13 protein-coding genes are annotated in these 16195 nt (G+C 52.8%); 6 read left to right on the top strand and 7 right to left on the bottom strand.

Annotation, left to right across the window (positions count from 1 at the left end; genetic code table 11):
* Nucleotides 1-86 precede the first annotated feature (86 nt).
* From ppiD to bolA, 7 genes are all read right to left on the bottom strand, one after another.
* Nucleotides 87-1958 (bottom strand): peptidylprolyl isomerase, encoded by a 1872-nt coding sequence (gene ppiD, locus GVO84_RS04990; RefSeq protein WP_159513563.1) that lies wholly within the window; start codon nucleotides 1956-1958, stop codon nucleotides 87-89.
* Between the two features lie 212 nt (nucleotides 1959-2170).
* Nucleotides 2171-2443, bottom strand: coding sequence for a nucleoid-associated protein HU-beta (gene hupB, locus GVO84_RS04985; protein WP_002444653.1), 273 nt, complete (start codon nucleotides 2441-2443; stop codon nucleotides 2171-2173).
* A 210-nt stretch (nucleotides 2444-2653) separates the two neighbouring features.
* On the bottom strand, nucleotides 2654-5008 hold the full coding sequence (gene lon / locus GVO84_RS04980; protein WP_063144769.1) for an endopeptidase La: 2355 nt from the start codon (nucleotides 5006-5008) through the stop codon (nucleotides 2654-2656).
* Between the two features lie 182 nt (nucleotides 5009-5190).
* Complete coding sequence (clpX, locus tag GVO84_RS04975; RefSeq protein WP_159513562.1) at nucleotides 5191-6465, bottom strand: ATP-dependent protease ATP-binding subunit ClpX; 1275 nt, start codon at nucleotides 6463-6465, stop codon at nucleotides 5191-5193.
* Nucleotides 6466-6591: 126 nt separating this feature from the next.
* On the bottom strand, nucleotides 6592-7215 hold the full coding sequence (gene clpP / locus GVO84_RS04970; RefSeq protein WP_010428105.1) for an ATP-dependent Clp endopeptidase proteolytic subunit ClpP: 624 nt from the start codon (nucleotides 7213-7215) through the stop codon (nucleotides 6592-6594).
* A 260-nt stretch (nucleotides 7216-7475) separates the two neighbouring features.
* Nucleotides 7476-8774 (bottom strand): trigger factor, encoded by a 1299-nt coding sequence (gene tig / locus GVO84_RS04965; RefSeq protein ID WP_063144770.1) that lies wholly within the window; start codon nucleotides 8772-8774, stop codon nucleotides 7476-7478.
* A 330-nt stretch (nucleotides 8775-9104) separates the two neighbouring features.
* Nucleotides 9105-9422 carry a transcriptional regulator BolA gene (gene bolA / locus GVO84_RS04960; RefSeq protein WP_021241655.1) on the bottom strand — a complete coding sequence of 106 codons (318 nt, stop codon included), beginning with the start codon at nucleotides 9420-9422 and terminating at the stop codon, nucleotides 9105-9107.
* Between the two features lie 305 nt (nucleotides 9423-9727).
* Between bolA and GVO84_RS04955 the strand changes: the two genes are divergently transcribed.
* From GVO84_RS04955 to GVO84_RS04930, 6 genes are all read left to right on the top strand, one after another.
* Nucleotides 9728-10306: a lipoprotein gene (locus tag GVO84_RS04955; RefSeq protein WP_023310568.1), complete on the top strand. Its 579-nt coding sequence runs from the start codon at nucleotides 9728-9730 to the stop codon at nucleotides 10304-10306.
* A 46-nt stretch (nucleotides 10307-10352) separates the two neighbouring features.
* Nucleotides 10353-11828: a muropeptide MFS transporter AmpG gene (ampG, locus tag GVO84_RS04950; protein WP_159513561.1), complete on the top strand. Its 1476-nt coding sequence runs from the start codon at nucleotides 10353-10355 to the stop codon at nucleotides 11826-11828.
* A 478-nt stretch (nucleotides 11829-12306) separates the two neighbouring features.
* Nucleotides 12307-13254: a cytochrome o ubiquinol oxidase subunit II gene (gene cyoA / locus GVO84_RS04945; protein ID WP_014882770.1), complete on the top strand. Its 948-nt coding sequence runs from the start codon at nucleotides 12307-12309 to the stop codon at nucleotides 13252-13254.
* A gap of 16 nt (nucleotides 13255-13270) precedes the next feature.
* Entirely contained in the window at nucleotides 13271-15262 is a 1992-nt protein-coding gene (cyoB, locus tag GVO84_RS04940; RefSeq protein WP_014168864.1) for a cytochrome o ubiquinol oxidase subunit I, read from the top strand.
* Complete coding sequence (locus GVO84_RS04935; RefSeq protein ID WP_023334703.1) at nucleotides 15252-15866, top strand: cytochrome o ubiquinol oxidase subunit III; 615 nt, start codon at nucleotides 15252-15254, stop codon at nucleotides 15864-15866. Before cyoB ends, GVO84_RS04935 begins: the two co-directional genes overlap by 11 nt.
* Nucleotides 15866-16192 carry a cytochrome o ubiquinol oxidase subunit IV gene (locus GVO84_RS04930; protein WP_006176899.1) on the top strand — a complete coding sequence of 109 codons (327 nt, stop codon included), beginning with the start codon at nucleotides 15866-15868 and terminating at the stop codon, nucleotides 16190-16192. The genes GVO84_RS04935 and GVO84_RS04930 overlap by 1 nt, the downstream gene beginning before the upstream one ends.
* The last annotated feature ends 3 nt before the right edge of the window (nucleotides 16193-16195 follow it).

Raw genomic sequence — 16195 nt, 5'->3', positions numbered from 1 at the left:
ACAGCAGATTGCAGAAATGGAAAAGGCCGCGAAAGCGGCCTTTAGTTTTTGCAGAGCGTTACGAAAATCTGCGAGCAGACACGTAATTACTGCTGCTGCGTCATCACATCACCCAGCTTGATTTTAGCTTCTTTACGCAGGTTGCTCATCATGGCTTCGAAGGCAATCTGAGCATTGTTCTGGGTAATCCCCTGAACCATCGCTTTCTTCTGCGCTTCTGGCAGGGTGCCAGCTTTCACTTCATCCAGCGCCAGCAGAACGACGTTGCCCTGCGTATCGGTGGTGGTACCGAAGCTTGGCTTGTCCTTGGCAGGCAGAGTCAGACCAAACGCGGCCTGGCTGATTGGGTCCTGACCGGTACGGCTCAGCGTTTTCGCTTCACCGAAGCTCAGGCCAGCCGCTTTCAGCGCGTCTTCTTTACCCGCTTTCAGATCGGACAGGATCTTCTCAGCATCCAGTTTCGCCTGCTGCTCCGCTTTGTTGTGCTTAACCTGAGCGACAACCTGATCCTTCACTTCCGCCAGCGGTTTGACCGCTTCTGGCTTATGCTCGCTGACGCGCAACACAAACGCACGATCGCCGTCGACGGTAATGATGTCAGAGTTACTGCCCGGCGTGCCGTTCTCGCCCACCAGACCGCCGTTGAAGATGGCATCAGAAACCGGTTTGAAGTTCAGCTCTTCCGGCAGGTTGTCACGACCAAACCAGCCCGTCTCAACCGCCTTCACACCCGCCGCCTGCTCTGCACCTGCCAGAGATTCGTTATCGTTGCTGGCAGCATCACTCACCTTCTGCTGCAGCGCGTAGTAGGCATCCAGCGCTTTTTCCTGTTTCACTTTCGCCGCGATATCTTCGCGAACGTCAGCCAGCGGCTTGGTTTTCGCCGCGGTGATGTCGTCCAGACGCACGACCAGGAAACCGACGGAAGACTTAATGACGCCTGAAAGCTGACCTTTCTCTTTCAGACCGGCATTTTTCAGCTCGTCCGGCGTGGTCGCGTCTTCCAGCCAGCCCATATCACCGCCGTTTTTCGCAGAGATAATGTCGGTGGATTTTGCTTTCGCAACGGTCGCGAAATCAGCGCCTTTATTCAGCTCTTCCAGTACCTCTTTAGCATCAGCCTCGGTCTTCGTCTGAATCACGCTGTAGCGGTTACGCTGCGGCTGAGTGAACTGATCCTGATGCTGGTCGTAGTAAGACTGGATTTCTGCATCAGACGCGGTTTCCTGCAGCGCGGCTGCATCCAGCTTGATGTAGCTCACGCGGAACTGCTCTGGAGAAACAAAGGAATTCTTGTTCTGCTCGTAGTAAGCGTTAACGTCAGCGTCGCTCACCTGCTGTTTCGCCGCCAGGGCGTTCACATCAATGGTCGCTTCGCGTACAACGCGCTGCTGCGCCACCAGCGCGGCCAGTTCGTCCGTTTCACCTTTGAGCATGAAATCGGTGCCCACAACGGCATTGATGAGCTGCTGGGTGGTCAGCTGGTTACGCAGCGCCTGAGCGTACTGATCGGCCGTCATCCCCATCTGGTTGACGATACTGTTGTAGCGCGCGTTGTCGAATTTACCGTTAGACTGGAAGGCCTGGGTGGAGAAGATGGCTTTTTTCACCTGCTCATCACTGATGCCAAGGCCCAGTTTTTTGGCGTACTGATCAAGCAGCGCTTCGTCGATAAGACGGTTCAGTGTCTGTTGGCGCAGGGTCTTCATGTACCCTTCGTTCGCTGCCAGTTCAGAGAATTGGTCGCCCAGCTGTTGCTGCATACGGTTACGTTCACCGGCAAAAGCATTCTCGAACTGACCACGGCTGATTTCCTGGCCATTCACTTTTGCGGCATAGTTTGCGCCACCGCCAATAAGGTAACTGCTCACGCCGGTCAATATGAACGACACGATAATGATACCGAAAATAATCTTGAGCACGAGACTGTTAGCAGCCGTGCGTAAGCTGTCCATCATGGTGTAACAACACTCCGCTGTAGGTGACTGGTTACCTGACGCTGACGGAAAATCCTGCCCGTCGCGCGTGAAGGCGTATTGTGACAAGAAAACGGGGCGATTGTCAGCCCACAACTCGCATAAACTCGCACAAATCAGGTCTGGACAAACAAAAAAGGCACATCAAATGATGCGCCCTTGTACTTTCCGGCTTCCCTGAAACGGGAAAGCAATCAGTTTACTGCGTCTTTCAGCGCTTTACCTGCACGGAAACCCGGCACTTTAGCAGCAGCAATGGTGATCTCTTTACCGGTCTGAGGGTTGCGGCCAGTACGGGCAGCACGCTCTTTAACAGCAAAAGTACCGAAGCCTACCAGTGCAACGTCGTCCCCAGCCTGCAGAGATTCAGTAACAGAAGCAATTAATGCATCTAACGCACGTCCAGCTGCAGCTTTAGAAATATCAGCACCAGCAGCAATTTTGTCAATCAGTTGAGATTTATTCACTGTTCTCTTCCTCTCTTTATAATTTATATCGCGCCTGAATCCTTCACAACGCGACCGCGCAGCAGTTATATCAGGCCTGCCATGACCTTACAACACCCGTTGTTGATGGCTGACCTAATCAGCAATCTAAATTAGCTATACAAAAAAAGGCTGGCAAGTGCGAAATGACTTACCAGCCTTGTTTTTATTGACGCTCTTTGCGCGAGGTCACTATTTTGCGGTTACAACCTGCATTCCGGAGGGTTCATTCTGCAATGCGAGACTGAGAACTTCCTCAATTCGCTTCACAGGATGGATCTGCAGATCGGCAATCACGTTGTCCGGAATCTCTTCCAGATCGCGTTTATTTTCGTAAGGGATCAATACGGTTTTGATCCCACCGCGGTGTGCCGCCAGCAGTTTTTCTTTTAAACCACCAATCGGCAGAACCTGGCCACGCAGCGTAATTTCACCGGTCATTGCCACATCGGCACGCACCGGGTTCCCTGTCAGGCAGGAAACCAGAGCGGTACACATGGCAATACCCGCGCTTGGGCCATCTTTCGGCGTCGCCCCTTCCGGAACGTGCACGTGGATGTCGCGTTTTTCGTAGAAATCAGTGTTGATACCCAATTTCTCCGCGCGCGCGCGCACCACGGTCAGCGCTGCCTGGATGGATTCCTGCATTACTTCACCCAGCGAACCGGTGTAGGTCAGCTTGCCTTTGCCCGGCACACAGGCGGTTTCGATGGTCAGCAGATCGCCACCCACTTCCGTCCATGCGAGGCCAGTCACCTGACCAACGCGGTTTTCGTTGTCCGCGCGACCGTAGTCAAAGCGCTGAACGCCCAGGTACGCATGCAGATTGTCGCCGTTAATCACAATGTGCTTCAGGCTCTTATCCAGCAGCAGCTGTTTCACCGCTTTACGACACAGTTTAGAGATTTCACGCTCAAGGCTACGCACGCCCGCTTCACGGGTGTAGTAGCGAATGATGCCGATAATCGCGCTGTCCTCGACGGTCAGCTCGTTGGCTTTCAGCGCGTTACGCTCAATCTGTTTCGGCAGCAGGTGCTGCTTAGCGATGTTCAGCTTCTCATCTTCGGTATAACCGGAGAGGCGGATCACTTCCATACGGTCCAGCAGCGGGGCCGGAATGTTCATGGAGTTGGAGGTCGCCACGAACATCACATCGCTCAGGTCGTAGTCCACTTCCAGGTAGTGATCGCTGAACGCCACGTTCTGTTCTGGATCAAGCACTTCCAGCAGTGCAGACGCAGGGTCACCGCGCATGTCCGACGACATTTTGTCGATCTCATCGAGCAGGAACAGCGGGTTTTTAACCCCCACTTTCGCCATCTTCTGGATCAGTTTACCCGGCATAGAACCAATGTAGGTACGGCGGTGACCGCGGATTTCCGCTTCATCGCGTACGCCACCCAGCGCCATACGGATATACTTACGTCCGGTCGCTTTGGCGATGGACTGACCCAGAGAGGTTTTACCCACCCCCGGCGGTCCTACCAGGCACAGAATTGGGCCTTTGATTTTGTTTACACGGCTTTGTACCGCGAGGTACTCAAGAATGCGGTCTTTCACGCGTTCCAGGCCGTAGTGGTCGGTATCCAGGATTTCCTGTGCCTGACGCAGGTCTTTTTTGACCTTGCTGCGGGCGTTCCACGGAACCTGCACCATCCACTCAATGTAGCCGCGTACAACGGTCGCTTCAGCCGACATTGGAGACATCATTTTCAGCTTCTGCAGTTCTGCTTCGGCTTTCTCTTTCGCCTCTTTCGGCATCTTCGCCGCGTCGATCTTACGCTTCAGCGCTTCGTTTTCGTCCGGCGCATCGTCCATCTCGCCCAGTTCTTTCTGAATGGCCTTCATTTGCTCATTCAGATAGTACTCACGCTGAGATTTCTCCATCTGCTTTTTCACGCGGTTGCGAATACGCTTCTCAACCTGCAGCAGATCGATTTCAGACTCCATCATCGCCATCAGGTATTCCAGACGTTCGTTAACGTCGGACATTTCCAGCACGGACTGTTTGTCAGCCAGCTTCAGCGGCATATGTGCAGCGATGGTGTCCGCCAGACGCGCAGGATCGTCGATGCTGTTCAGCGACGTCAGCACTTCTGGTGGGATTTTCTTGTTCAGCTTGATATAGCCTTCAAACTGGCTAATCGCGGTGCGTACCAGCACTTCCTGCTCGCGCTCGTCAAGCTCAGGCGAATCAAGGTACTCTGCCTTCGCAGAGAAGTGCTCGCCGTCGTCTGACAGAGTGGTGATACGCGCACGCTGCAGGCCTTCTACCAGCACCTTCACGGTGCCGTCAGGCAGCTTCAGCATCTGCAAAATAGAGGCCACGGTCCCGACGGTGAAAAGATCGTTTACACCCGGCTCATCCGTTGATGCTTCTTTCTGCGCCACCAGCATGATTTTTTTATCATGATCCATGGCGGCTTCGAGGCAACGGATAGATTTTTCCCGCCCTACAAATAAGGGTATGACCATGTGCGGATAAACCACCACATCGCGCAACGGCAATACGGGGATTTCAATGCGTTCAGAACGCTCAGGATTCATAGAGCTCTCTCTTAGTTAGTGTCCGCCAGGTAAGCTGGTCATGTCACTGTGCTTCACATAACCATTAACATGTATCCAGTATATGGGGATGTTTGCCACACATTCAACGCTATGAATACGGAAAAAGTAAAGGGGAGATAAAATCCCCCCTTTTTGATTAACTGCTTGTATGATTTGGTGAATTATTCGCCAGATGCCTGCTGTGCTTCCGGTTTGCCGTAAATCAGCAGCGGCTTGGTTTGGCCGCTAATGACGGACTCGTCAATCACCACTTTTTCAACGTCTTCCATCGACGGCAGATCGTACATGGTGTCGAGCAGTGCCGCTTCAACAATTGAACGCAGACCACGGGCACCGGTTTTACGGATCATCGCTTTCTTGGCAATGGCATCCAGCGCTTCGTCACGGAATTCCAGATCGACGCCTTCCAGATTGAACAGCGCCTGATACTGCTTGGTCAGCGCATTTTTCGGCTCTTTCAGGATCTGGATCAGCGCGTCTTCGCTCAGCTCGTTCAGCGTTGCCACCACCGGCAGACGGCCAATGAATTCAGGGATCAGACCGAATTTGATCAGATCTTCCGGTTCAACCTGAGACAGCAGTTCGCCTTCGTTCGGTTTCTCAGACGTCGATTTCACCGTTGCGCCAAAACCAATGCCGGAGCCGGTTTCAACACGGTGGGAGATAACTTTGTCCAGACCAGCAAACGCACCGCTACAGATGAACAGGATCTTGGAGGTATCAACCTGCAGGAACTCCTGCTGCGGATGTTTACGACCCCCCTGTGGCGGAACGGCGGCAACCGTACCTTCAATCAGCTTCAGCAGTGCCTGCTGTACGCCTTCACCCGATACGTCACGGGTGATGGACGGGTTGTCTGATTTACGGGAGATCTTGTCGATCTCATCGATGTAAACAATCCCGCGCTGGGCTTTCTGTACGTCGTAATCGCACTTCTGCAGCAGTTTCTGGATGATGTTTTCGACGTCCTCACCCACATAACCGGCCTCGGTCAGGGTGGTGGCATCCGCCATCGTGAACGGAACATCAAGCAGGCGCGCCAGGGTTTCAGCCAGCAGCGTTTTACCGGAACCGGTTGGGCCGATAAGCAGAATGTTACTTTTACCCAGTTCTACGCCGTTGCTGGTGTCGCCGTTACGCAGACGTTTGTAATGGTTATAGACCGCTACCGCCAGCACTTTCTTGGCCTGCTCCTGTCCGATGACGTAGTCGTCAAGGTGATGACGAATTTCATGCGGCGTTGGGAGCGCGCTGCGCTCACGGTGCGGTGCGACTTCTTTAATCTCTTCGCGAATGATGTCGTTACATAAATCGACACATTCGTCGCAGATATACACGGACGGCCCGGCAATCAGTTTACGCACTTCATGCTGGCTTTTGCCGCAAAAAGAGCAGTACAGCAGTTTGCCCGAACCATCTTTGCGTTTATCTGTCATGAGTCCAAACCTCTTTTTAAGTTCTTTGTGCCGCACATGACGACGCAAATGCCATTCTAAGACGCAAGCTGCAATCAGCAGCGTGCCGCCCTACCTTAGTATAGCGGCACACTCGCGTCGCGGGCATCAATTACGATGGGTCAACACGGAGTCGACTAAGCCGTACTCAACTGCCTCTGGAGCAGAGAGGAAGCGATCGCGCTCGGTATCGCGCTCGATCTGCTCGAGTGGTTGACCCGTATGCTGCGCCATAAGTTCATTCATGCGCGCTTTTACTTTCAGAATTTCGCGGGCGTGGATTTCGATATCCGTCGCCTGCCCCTGGTAACCGCCCAGCGGCTGGTGAATCATCACGCGGGAATTTGGCAAGCAGAAACGCTTACCTTTCGCCCCTGCTGTTAACAGGAACGCGCCCATCGATGCAGCCTGACCCATACAGATAGTGCTTACATCTGGCTTGATGAATTGCATGGTGTCATAAATGGACATCCCTGCTGTAATCACGCCACCCGGGGAGTTGATGTACAGGTAAATGTCTTTTTCCGGGTTTTCCGCTTCCAGAAACAGCATCTGCGCCACGATCAGATTAGCCATGTGGTCTTCCACCTGGCCGGTCAGAAAGATAACGCGTTCCTTGAGCAGACGGGAATAGATATCAAAAGAACGCTCACCACGTGAGGTCTGTTCAATAACCATTGGCACCAGAGCCATATGGGGTGCAAAGTTATCTCGTTCGCCACTGTATGACATTTCCGTCTCCTGGATCAAAATTGAAAACACCTGCTGTACTGATTGTAACCTTACGGACGGATTATCAGCCAGTCTCATTCATCGTGATTACGTACTTATGGGGTTTACAGTGCCCTATTTCAAGCATAACAACCTTTTGTTGTTACGCTAACACCGAAAGGGCGTTTTAGCACTCTTCCTGGGCTATCGCTGTGATAAAAAAAACCCGCTGCCGCAAGGCAACGGGTTTTCTGTTCAAACTTTAAACCTTTGGGGCGAAATTACGCCTGCTGGTTCATCAGTTCGTTGAAAGAGGTCGCTTTTTCGGTCACTTTCGCTTTCGCCAGTACCGCTTCAACAGCCTGCTCTTCCAGGGCAACGTTGCGCATGTTGTCCATCAGCTCTTTGTTCTTACCGTAGAACTCAACAACTTCTGATGGATCTTCGTATGCAGAAGCCATCTCTTCGATCAGGCCTTTCACACGCTCTTCGTCAGCTTTCAGCTCGTGGGTACGAATCACTTCGCCCAGCAGCAGGCCAACAACAACGCGGCGTTTCGCTTGCTCTTCGAACAGCTCGCGTGGCAGTTCCATCGCTTGCTGCTGGTTGCCACCGAAACGCTGTGCAGCCTGACGGCGCAGAACATCGATTTCGCTGTCGATCAGGGCAGCTGGAACGTCGATTTCGTTGGCTTTCACCAGACCTTCGATCGCCTGAGATTTCACACGGTTACGCACCGCGCCGTTCAGTTCGCGTTCCATGTTCTTACGCACTTCGGTACGCAGACCCGCTACGGAACCATCTTCCACGCCGAAACGCTTGATGAATTCTTCAGTCAGTTCTGGCAGTTCGCGCTCTTCAACTTTCTTCAGGTTGATAGCGAACTTCGCTGCTTTCCCTTTCAGGTTTTCAGCGTGGTACTCTTCCGGGAAGGTCACGTCGATGGTGAACTCTTCGCCAGCCTTGTGGCCTTTGATACCGTCTTCGAAGCCTGGGATCATACGACCCTGGCCCATCGCCAGTACGAAGTCAGACGCTTTACCGCCTTCGAACTCTTCGCCGTCTACAGAACCGGTGAAGTCGATGGTGACACGGTCTTCAGCGTCAACAGCGCCTTCTTTCTCTTTCCAGTTCGCCTGCTGCTTGCGCAGGGTATCCAGCATGCCGTCAACGTCTTCGTCAGTCACGGAAACAACTGGTTTTTCAACTTCGATAGATTCCAGACCTTTCAGCTCAACTTCCGGGTACACTTCGAACTCTACGGAGTAGGTGAAGTCTTCGCCCAGTTTGTATTCGCCTGGAACGTAGTTCGGCGCGCCGGCTGGATTGATTTTTTCTTTGATGATCGCATCAATAAAGTTACGGCTCATCAGTTCACCCAGCACATCCTGACGCACGGAAGCGCCATAACGCTGAGCAACAACATTCATTGGTACTTTGCCCTTGCGGAAGCCGTCAATACGTACTTTTTTTGCTACGTTGACCAGCTCGCTTTTCACAGCAGTTTCGATGCTGTCAGCAGCGATAGTAATCGTTACACGGCGGCCAAGGCCTTGAGTGGTTTCAACTGAAACTTGCATCTTGTTACCTCAAAAAAATCACAGTGCTCGGTCAACTCTGAATCTGTCTGTTATACCGGGATGCTCTCTTAGTGCAGATTCACATTCCCTGTCGCCAGAATCATCCCGAAGACATTCAATAAGACGCGGCATTATAGCGGCATCACTTAGGTGAGTCGAGAACGGTTGGGGCATGTTGCTGCGGCTTTTTTCACACTTTAAGGCTATTTTTAGCCTTAAAATCGCACCATCCGCTCAAAACTCAGACAAAACAAAACGGCCCGGAGGCCGTTTTGAGGAAATCTGTAAGCAACATACTGGAAAAGCTCCAGCCGTTGCAAATCCGATTTATCAGGCGATAGTGCCTGCACCGCGACAGGGCGGCGATGCGAAAACCGTATCCTGCAAGCCTTCCCATTCCTTAATGGTGTAGGTATGCAGTGCCAGCGCATGCACGGTCGTGGAGAGTTCTTCCGTCAAGGTGCTGTAGATCAAGCGGTGTCGATTCAGGAAACGTTCTCCCGTGAAGCGATCGCTAACCAGAACCACTTTAAAGTGGCTTTCAGAACCTGCCGGTACGTTATGACGATAGCTTTCGTCGACGACTTCGAGGAACACAGGGTTGAACGCTGCCCTTAATTTATCTTCTATATGCTCACGTATCATCATGAAATTACTCCTCCGACAACGCCAGGATGTCACCCATCCCTTTAAATGTTAGCCGCTTTTACCGTTTCCATTACACCTTGACAACAAATATTTAGCTTTCGTCTGATTTTCTCATTCAAACGAATGAAGTTCACTGTGAGACTCATACGTTTTGTCATACACGGATTGGGAAAAACGGTGAACTGGTCAGTTTTCGGACAAGGCGATGAATTTACATGCGTTGACCACTTCCCCTCGCCGTTGGCGATGTTATGATGGCGGCAATTTTTCTCTTTATATGCTTACGATTCGTTGAGAACCCGAAAATGTTAAAAAAACTCTTCTTTCCGTTGGTAGCCCTTTTTATGCTGGCAGGCTGTGCTACTCCGCCTACCACTATTGATGTCTCACCAAAAATCACTCTGCCTCAGCAGGACCCAAGCCTGATGGGCGTCACCGTGAGCATTAACGGTGCCGATCAGCGTCAGGACCAGGCGCTGGCAAAAGTGACCCGCGACAACCAGCAGGTTACCCTCACCGCGTCCCGCGACCTGCGCTTCCTGCTCCAGGAAGTGCTGGAGAAACAGATGACCGCTCGCGGCTACATGATTGGCCCAAGCGGCGCGGTCGATCTGCAGATCATCGTGAACAACCTGTACGCTGACGTGTCTCAGGGCAACGTGCGCTACAACATCGCGACCAAAGCGGATATCGCCATCATTGCCACCGCGAAGAATGGCAACAAGATGACCAAAAACTACCGCGCCAGCTACTCTGTTGAAGGTGCGTTCCAGGCCTCCAACCAGAACATTGCTAACGCCGTTAATAGCGTGCTGACCGACACCATCGCCGATATGGCGCAGGACACCAGCATTCACGACTTCATCAAGCAGAACGCGCGTTAATCCCGCTCGCTGACCCGGTGTATCACCGGGTCAGTTTTATAAGAACATGTCCAGCCATTACTTACGCATTTTCCAGCAACCGAAATCAGCTATCCTGCTGATCCTCGGCTTCGCCTCGGGTTTACCCCTCGCACTCACTTCCGGCACGCTTCAGGCATGGATGACGGTTGAGAACATCGATCTTAAAACGATTGGTTTCTTCTCGCTTGTGGGCCAGGCCTATGTCTTTAAGTTCCTGTGGTCTCCGGTCATGGATCGCTATACGCCGCCTTTCCTCGGACGTAGACGCGGCTGGTTAGTGATGACGCAGATCCTGCTGCTGCTGGCCATCGCGGCGATGGGTTTTCTTGAACCTACCACGCAGCTTCGCTGGATGGCGGCGCTTGCGGTAGTGATTGCCTTCTGCTCCGCCTCTCAGGATATCGTGTTCGACGCCTGGAAGACGGACGTCTTACCTGCGGAAGAGCGCGGCGCCGGTGCGGCAATCAGCGTGCTGGGCTATCGCCTCGGGATGCTGGTCTCCGGCGGGCTGGCGCTGTGGCTCGCCGACCGTTACCTCGGCTGGCAGGGCATGTACTGGCTGATGGCCGCCCTGCTGATCCCCTGCATTATCGCGACGCTGTTCGCGCCCGAACCGAGTGACGTTATCCCGGTTCCCCGCTCGCTGGAGCAGGCCGTCGCCGAACCGCTTCGTGACTTCTTTGGCCGCAACAACGCCTGGCTGATCCTGTTGCTTATCGTCCTTTATAAGCTGGGCGATGCCTTTGCCATGAGCCTGACCACCACCTTCCTGATCCGGGGCGTCGGTTTTGACGCGGGTGAAGTCGGCGTGGTGAATAAAACGCTGGGACTGTTTGCGACCATTGTCGGCGCACTTTATGGCGGCGTACTGATGCAGCGCCTGACGCTGTTTCGCGCGCTGCTGATTTTCGGCATCCTTCAGGGCGCCTCTAACGCAGGCTACTGGCTGCTGTCGATTACCGACAAACATACGATCAGCATGGCCGCGGCGGTGTTTTTCGAAAACCTCTGCGGCGGTATGGGCACAGCGGCATTTGTTGCCCTGCTGATGACCCTGTGCAACAAGTCGTTTTCCGCTACCCAGTTCGCGCTGCTCTCGGCGCTCTCCGCCGTTGGCCGGGTGTACGTTGGACCGATTGCCGGCTGGTTCGTGGAAGCCCACGGCTGGCCAACATTTTATCTCTTCTCGGTCGTGGCTGCCGTGCCGGGAATTTTATTGCTGCTGGTCTGCCGTCAGACGCTGGAATATACCCAGCGGACAGAACACTTTATGCCGCGCACCGAATATCACCGCGCCTACCGTTTTGCGTTACGTCTGTTAATGGTGGGCTGCGCTGCTCTCGCACTCTGGCTGGTGGTGCTCATTATTAATGCCAGCACGTCACTGGCACTGCCCTTCGAAGCCCTTCTGCTGGATGCAGGCGCCCTGCTGGCTATCGCCGGGATCCTGACCGGGGGTCTGCTCGATTTCATGGCGTTGCGTAAAACGCAGATGACCTGAAGAAAAATGCGAAAGGTTATTTCCCGTTGTAATCACTAAGCGAAATTATAACGGCGAAATAGCCACCAGCCGCTAAAAAAAATATTTGTTGTTTTGTGCGGGATAGGATTTGGAAATTATTGGCTCCCATTCCAAAACGCTATTTTTCATTAAACGATTCAGCATGCGAGAGTTTGATTTTTCGTTTTTTAGATGTCTTTTTATTGATAATTAATTGTTAATTTTTTGTTTATTTTCAACAATGGTTATACCAATTGTCCCTTTTAGGGTATGCTTGGGGGTCCTTTCGTTATAAAGCCCACGCCATGCGGCTTCGGTCATAAAAACCGACATAATTTGCAACACTTGTGACATGTGCGGCAGAACCCAGTAACACCTTCCTGACACAGGCCTAATGATGTTTACAGTAATGTAACCTTCCCGTAAAATGCCCGCACACTTTAAACGCCACCAGACTCCGTGGAATTGAGGTCGTTAAATGAGACTCGGGAAATACAATAAAAGTTTGGGATGGTTGTCATTATTCGCGGGCACTGTATTACTCAGTGGCTGCGATTCTGCACTACTAGACCCCAAAGGACAGATTGGACTGGAACAACGTTCACTGATATTGACGGCTTTTGGCCTGATGTTGATTGTGGTTATTCCTGCCATTTTGATGGCTGTTGGTTTCGCCTGGAAGTATCGTGCGAGCAATAAAGATGCGAAGTATAGCCCTAACTGGTCACACTCCAATAAAGTGGAAGCTGTGGTCTGGACGGTACCTATTCTGATCATCCTGTTCCTTGCCGTACTGACCTGGAAAACCACTCACGCACTTGAGCCAAGCAAACCGCTGGTTCACGATGAGAAACCTATTACCATTGAAGTGGTCTCCATGGACTGGAAATGGTTCTTCATCTATCCAGAGCAGGGTATTGCTACCGTGAATGAAATCGCCTTCCCGGCGAACACTCCGGTTCAGTTCAAAGTGACCTCCAACTCCGTAATGAACTCCTTCTTCATCCCACGTCTGGGTAGCCAGATTTACGCGATGGCCGGTATGCAGACTAACCTGCACCTGATCGCGAATGAAGCAGGCACCTATGATGGTATCTCCGCCAGCTATAGCGGCCCGGGCTTCTCAGGTATGAAGTTCAAAGCTATTGCGACGCCGGACCGTGCCGCTTTCGACCAGTGGGTTGAAAAAGCGAAGCAGTCTCCAAACACCATGTCTGACATGGCGGCGTTCGAAAAAGTGGCTGCACCTAGCGAATACAACAAGGTGGAGTACTTCTCTAATGTGAAACCAGATTTGTTCAAAGACGTTATTGGCAAATTTATGGATCACGGCAAGAGCATGGACATGACCCAGCCTGAAGGCGAGCACAGCGCGCACGAAGGTATGGAAGGCATGGACATGAGCCACGCGGAAACCGCTCACTAAGGGGCCGAGGAAGAAAATGTTCGGAAAATTGACACTGGATGCAGTGCCCTACCATGAACCGATTATCGTGGTTACGGTGGCTGCAATTATCATTGGTGGCGCGGCCTTACTGGCCCTGATCACTTACTTCGGTAAGTGGAGCTACCTGTGGAACGAGTGGCTGACTTCGGTTGACCACAAAAAACTCGGTATCATGTACTGCATCGTCGGTATCGTCATGTTAATTCGTGGCTTTGCGGATGCGATCATGATGCGTAGCCAGCAGGCACTCGCTTCTGCGGGTGAAGCCGGCTTCCTGCCACCGCACCACTACGATCAGATCTTTACCGCCCACGGCGTTATCATGATCTTCTTCGTGGCGATGCCGCTGGTTATCGGCCTGATGAACGTTGTCGTTCCGCTGCAAATCGGCGCGCGCGACGTGGCGTTCCCGTTCCTGAACAACCTGAGCTTCTGGTTCACGGTTGTCGGCGTTATCCTGGTTAACCTGTCACTGGGTGTGGGCGAATTCGCACAGACCGGCTGGCTGGCGTACCCGCCGCTGTCAGGAATTGAGTACAGTCCGGGCGTTGGCGTCGACTACTGGATTTGGGCGCTTCAGCTCTCCGGTGTCGGTACTACCCTGACCGGTATCAACTTCTTCGTGACCATTATCAAGATGCGTGCCCCTGGCATGACCATGTTCAAGATGCCGGTATTTACCTGGGCATCTCTGTGCGCCAACATCCTGATTATTGCCTCCTTCCCAATTCTGACCGTCACCATCGCGCTGCTGACCCTGGACCGCTACCTGGGCACCCATTTCTTCACGAATGATATGGGTGGCAACATGATGATGTACATCAACCTGATTTGGGCCTGGGGTCACCCGGAAGTGTACATTCTGGTTCTGCCTGTGTTCGGAGTGTTCTCCGAAATCGCGGCTACCTTCTCGCGTAAACGTCTGTTTGGTTACACCTCTCTGGTGTGGGCAACCGTGTGTATTACCGTTCTGTCGTTCATCGTTTGGCTGCACCACTTCTTCACCATGGGTGCGGGCGCGAACGTAAACGCCTTCTTCGGTATCACCACCATGATTATCGCCATCCCTACCGGGGTGAAGATCTTCAACTGGCTGTTCACCATGTATCAGGGCCGTATCGTGTTCCACTCAGCGATGCTGTGGACCATCGGCTTCATCGTGACCTTCTCCGTAGGTGGGATGACCGGCGTACTGCTGGCGGTGCCAGGTGCTGACTTCGTTCTGCACAACAGCCTGTTCCTGATTGCGCACTTCCATAACGTTATCATCGGTGGCGTGGTCTTCGGCTGCTTCGCTGGCGTAACCTACTGGTGGCCAAAAGCGTTCGGCTTCACGCTGAACGAAAAATGGGGTAAACGCGCGTTCTGGTTCTGGATCATTGGCTTCTTCGTGGCATTTATGCCGCTGTACGTGCTGGGCTTCATGGGTATGACCCGTCGTCTGAGCCAGCAGATCGATCCGCAGTTCCACCCAATGCTGATGGTTGCAGCGGGCGGCGCCGTGCTGATTGCCTGTGGTATCGCGTCTCAGCTGATTCAATTCTACGTGTCTATTCGCGACCGCGATCAGAACCGTGACCTGACCGGTGACCCATGGGGTGGCCGTACGCTGGAGTGGGCAACCTCTTCTCCACCGCCTTTCTATAACTTTGCCATCGTGCCGCAGGTTCATGAACGCGACGCATTCTGGGAAATGAAAGAGAAAGGTGAAGCGTACAAGCAACCAGCTCATTACGAAGAGATCCACATGCCGAAAAACAGCGGTGCGGGCATTGTCATTGCCGCCTTCGCAACGGTATTTGGTTTCGCAATGATCTGGCACATCTGGTGGATGGCGATTGTTGGCTTCGCCGGCATCGTAATCAGCTGGATTGTGAAGAGCTTTGACGAGGACGTGGACTACTACGTACCAGTCCGTGAAGTTGAGAAGCTGGAAAATCAGCATTTCGACGAGATTTCTAAAGCGGGGCTGAAAAATGGCAACTGATACTCTGGCGCACTCAACTGCCCACGCGCATGAACATGCGCACCACGATACAGGACCGACTAAAGTCTTCGGTTTCTGGATCTACCTGATGAGCGACTGCATTCTGTTCTGCTGTCTGTTCGCGACCTATGCCGTTCTGGTGAACGGCACGGCGGGCGGCCCGGCTGGCAAGGACATCTTTGAACTGCCGTTCGTTCTGGTTGAAACCGCACTGCTGTTATTCAGCTCCATCACCTACGGCATGGCGGCTATCGCCATGTACAAAAACAACAAGAGCCAGGTTGTTTCCTGGCTGGCGTTGACCTGGCTGTTTGGTGCTGGATTTATCGGGATGGAAATCTATGAATTCCATCACCTGATTCTGGAAGGTTTCGGTCCGGATCGCAGTGGCTTCCTGTCCGCGTTCTTCGCGCTGGTCGGTACCCACGGTCTGCACGTGACCTCTGGTCTGATCTGGATGGCGGTACTGATGTTCCAGGTATCCCGTCGCGGCCTGACCAGCACTAACCGTACCCGTATCATGTGCCTGAGTCTGTTCTGGCACTTCCTGGACGTGGTGTGGATCTGTGTGTTCTCTGTTGTCTATCTGATGGGGGCGATGTAATGAGTCATTCAAACGATCATGGCGCTTCCCACGGTAGCGTAAAAACCTACATGACAGGTTTCATCCTGTCGATCATCCTGACGGTGATCCCGTTCTGGATGGTGATGAGCGGTTCTGCGTCTAAGCCGGTTATTCTGGGTGCAATCCTGGTGACCGCGGTGATTCAGATTCTGGTGCATCTGGTTTGCTTCCTGCACATGAACACCAAGTCCGATGAAGGCTGGAATATGACCGCCTTTATCTTTACCGTGATTATCATCGCTATCCTGGTAGTCGGTTCCATCTGGATTATGTGGAACCTCAACTACAACATGATGGTTCACTAAGAG

The organism is Enterobacter sp. SM3 (genome assembly GCF_009811935.2).
Taxonomy (GTDB): Bacteria; Pseudomonadota; Gammaproteobacteria; order Enterobacterales; family Enterobacteriaceae; genus Enterobacter; species Enterobacter asburiae_D.
The sequence above is the reverse complement of the archived record's forward strand: the minus strand, read 5'-3'. Positions and strand labels throughout refer to the sequence as shown.

What these genes read in the sequence shown, in the direction of transcription:
- ppiD (WP_159513563.1), bottom strand. Translation starts at nt 1,958, where the DNA reads ATGATGGACAGCTTACGCACGGCTGCTAACAGTCTCGTGCTCAAGATT.
- lon (WP_063144769.1), bottom strand. Translation starts at nt 5,008, where the DNA reads ATGAATCCTGAGCGTTCTGAACGCATTGAAATCCCCGTATTGCCGTTG.
- clpX (WP_159513562.1), bottom strand. Translation starts at nt 6,465, where the DNA reads ATGACAGATAAACGCAAAGATGGTTCGGGCAAACTGCTGTACTGCTCT.
- clpP (WP_010428105.1), bottom strand. Translation starts at nt 7,215, where the DNA reads ATGTCATACAGTGGCGAACGAGATAACTTTGCACCCCATATGGCTCTG.
- tig (WP_063144770.1), bottom strand. Translation starts at nt 8,774, where the DNA reads ATGCAAGTTTCAGTTGAAACCACTCAAGGCCTTGGCCGCCGTGTAACG.
- bolA (WP_021241655.1), bottom strand. Translation starts at nt 9,422, where the DNA reads ATGATGATACGTGAGCATATAGAAGATAAATTAAGGGCAGCGTTCAAC.
- GVO84_RS04955 (WP_023310568.1), top strand. Translation starts at nt 9,728, where the DNA reads ATGTTAAAAAAACTCTTCTTTCCGTTGGTAGCCCTTTTTATGCTGGCA.
- ampG (WP_159513561.1), top strand. Translation starts at nt 10,353, where the DNA reads ATGTCCAGCCATTACTTACGCATTTTCCAGCAACCGAAATCAGCTATC.
- cyoA (WP_014882770.1), top strand. Translation starts at nt 12,307, where the DNA reads ATGAGACTCGGGAAATACAATAAAAGTTTGGGATGGTTGTCATTATTC.
- cyoB (WP_014168864.1), top strand. Translation starts at nt 13,271, where the DNA reads ATGTTCGGAAAATTGACACTGGATGCAGTGCCCTACCATGAACCGATT.
- GVO84_RS04935 (WP_023334703.1), top strand. Translation starts at nt 15,252, where the DNA reads ATGGCAACTGATACTCTGGCGCACTCAACTGCCCACGCGCATGAACAT.
- GVO84_RS04930 (WP_006176899.1), top strand. Translation starts at nt 15,866, where the DNA reads ATGAGTCATTCAAACGATCATGGCGCTTCCCACGGTAGCGTAAAAACC.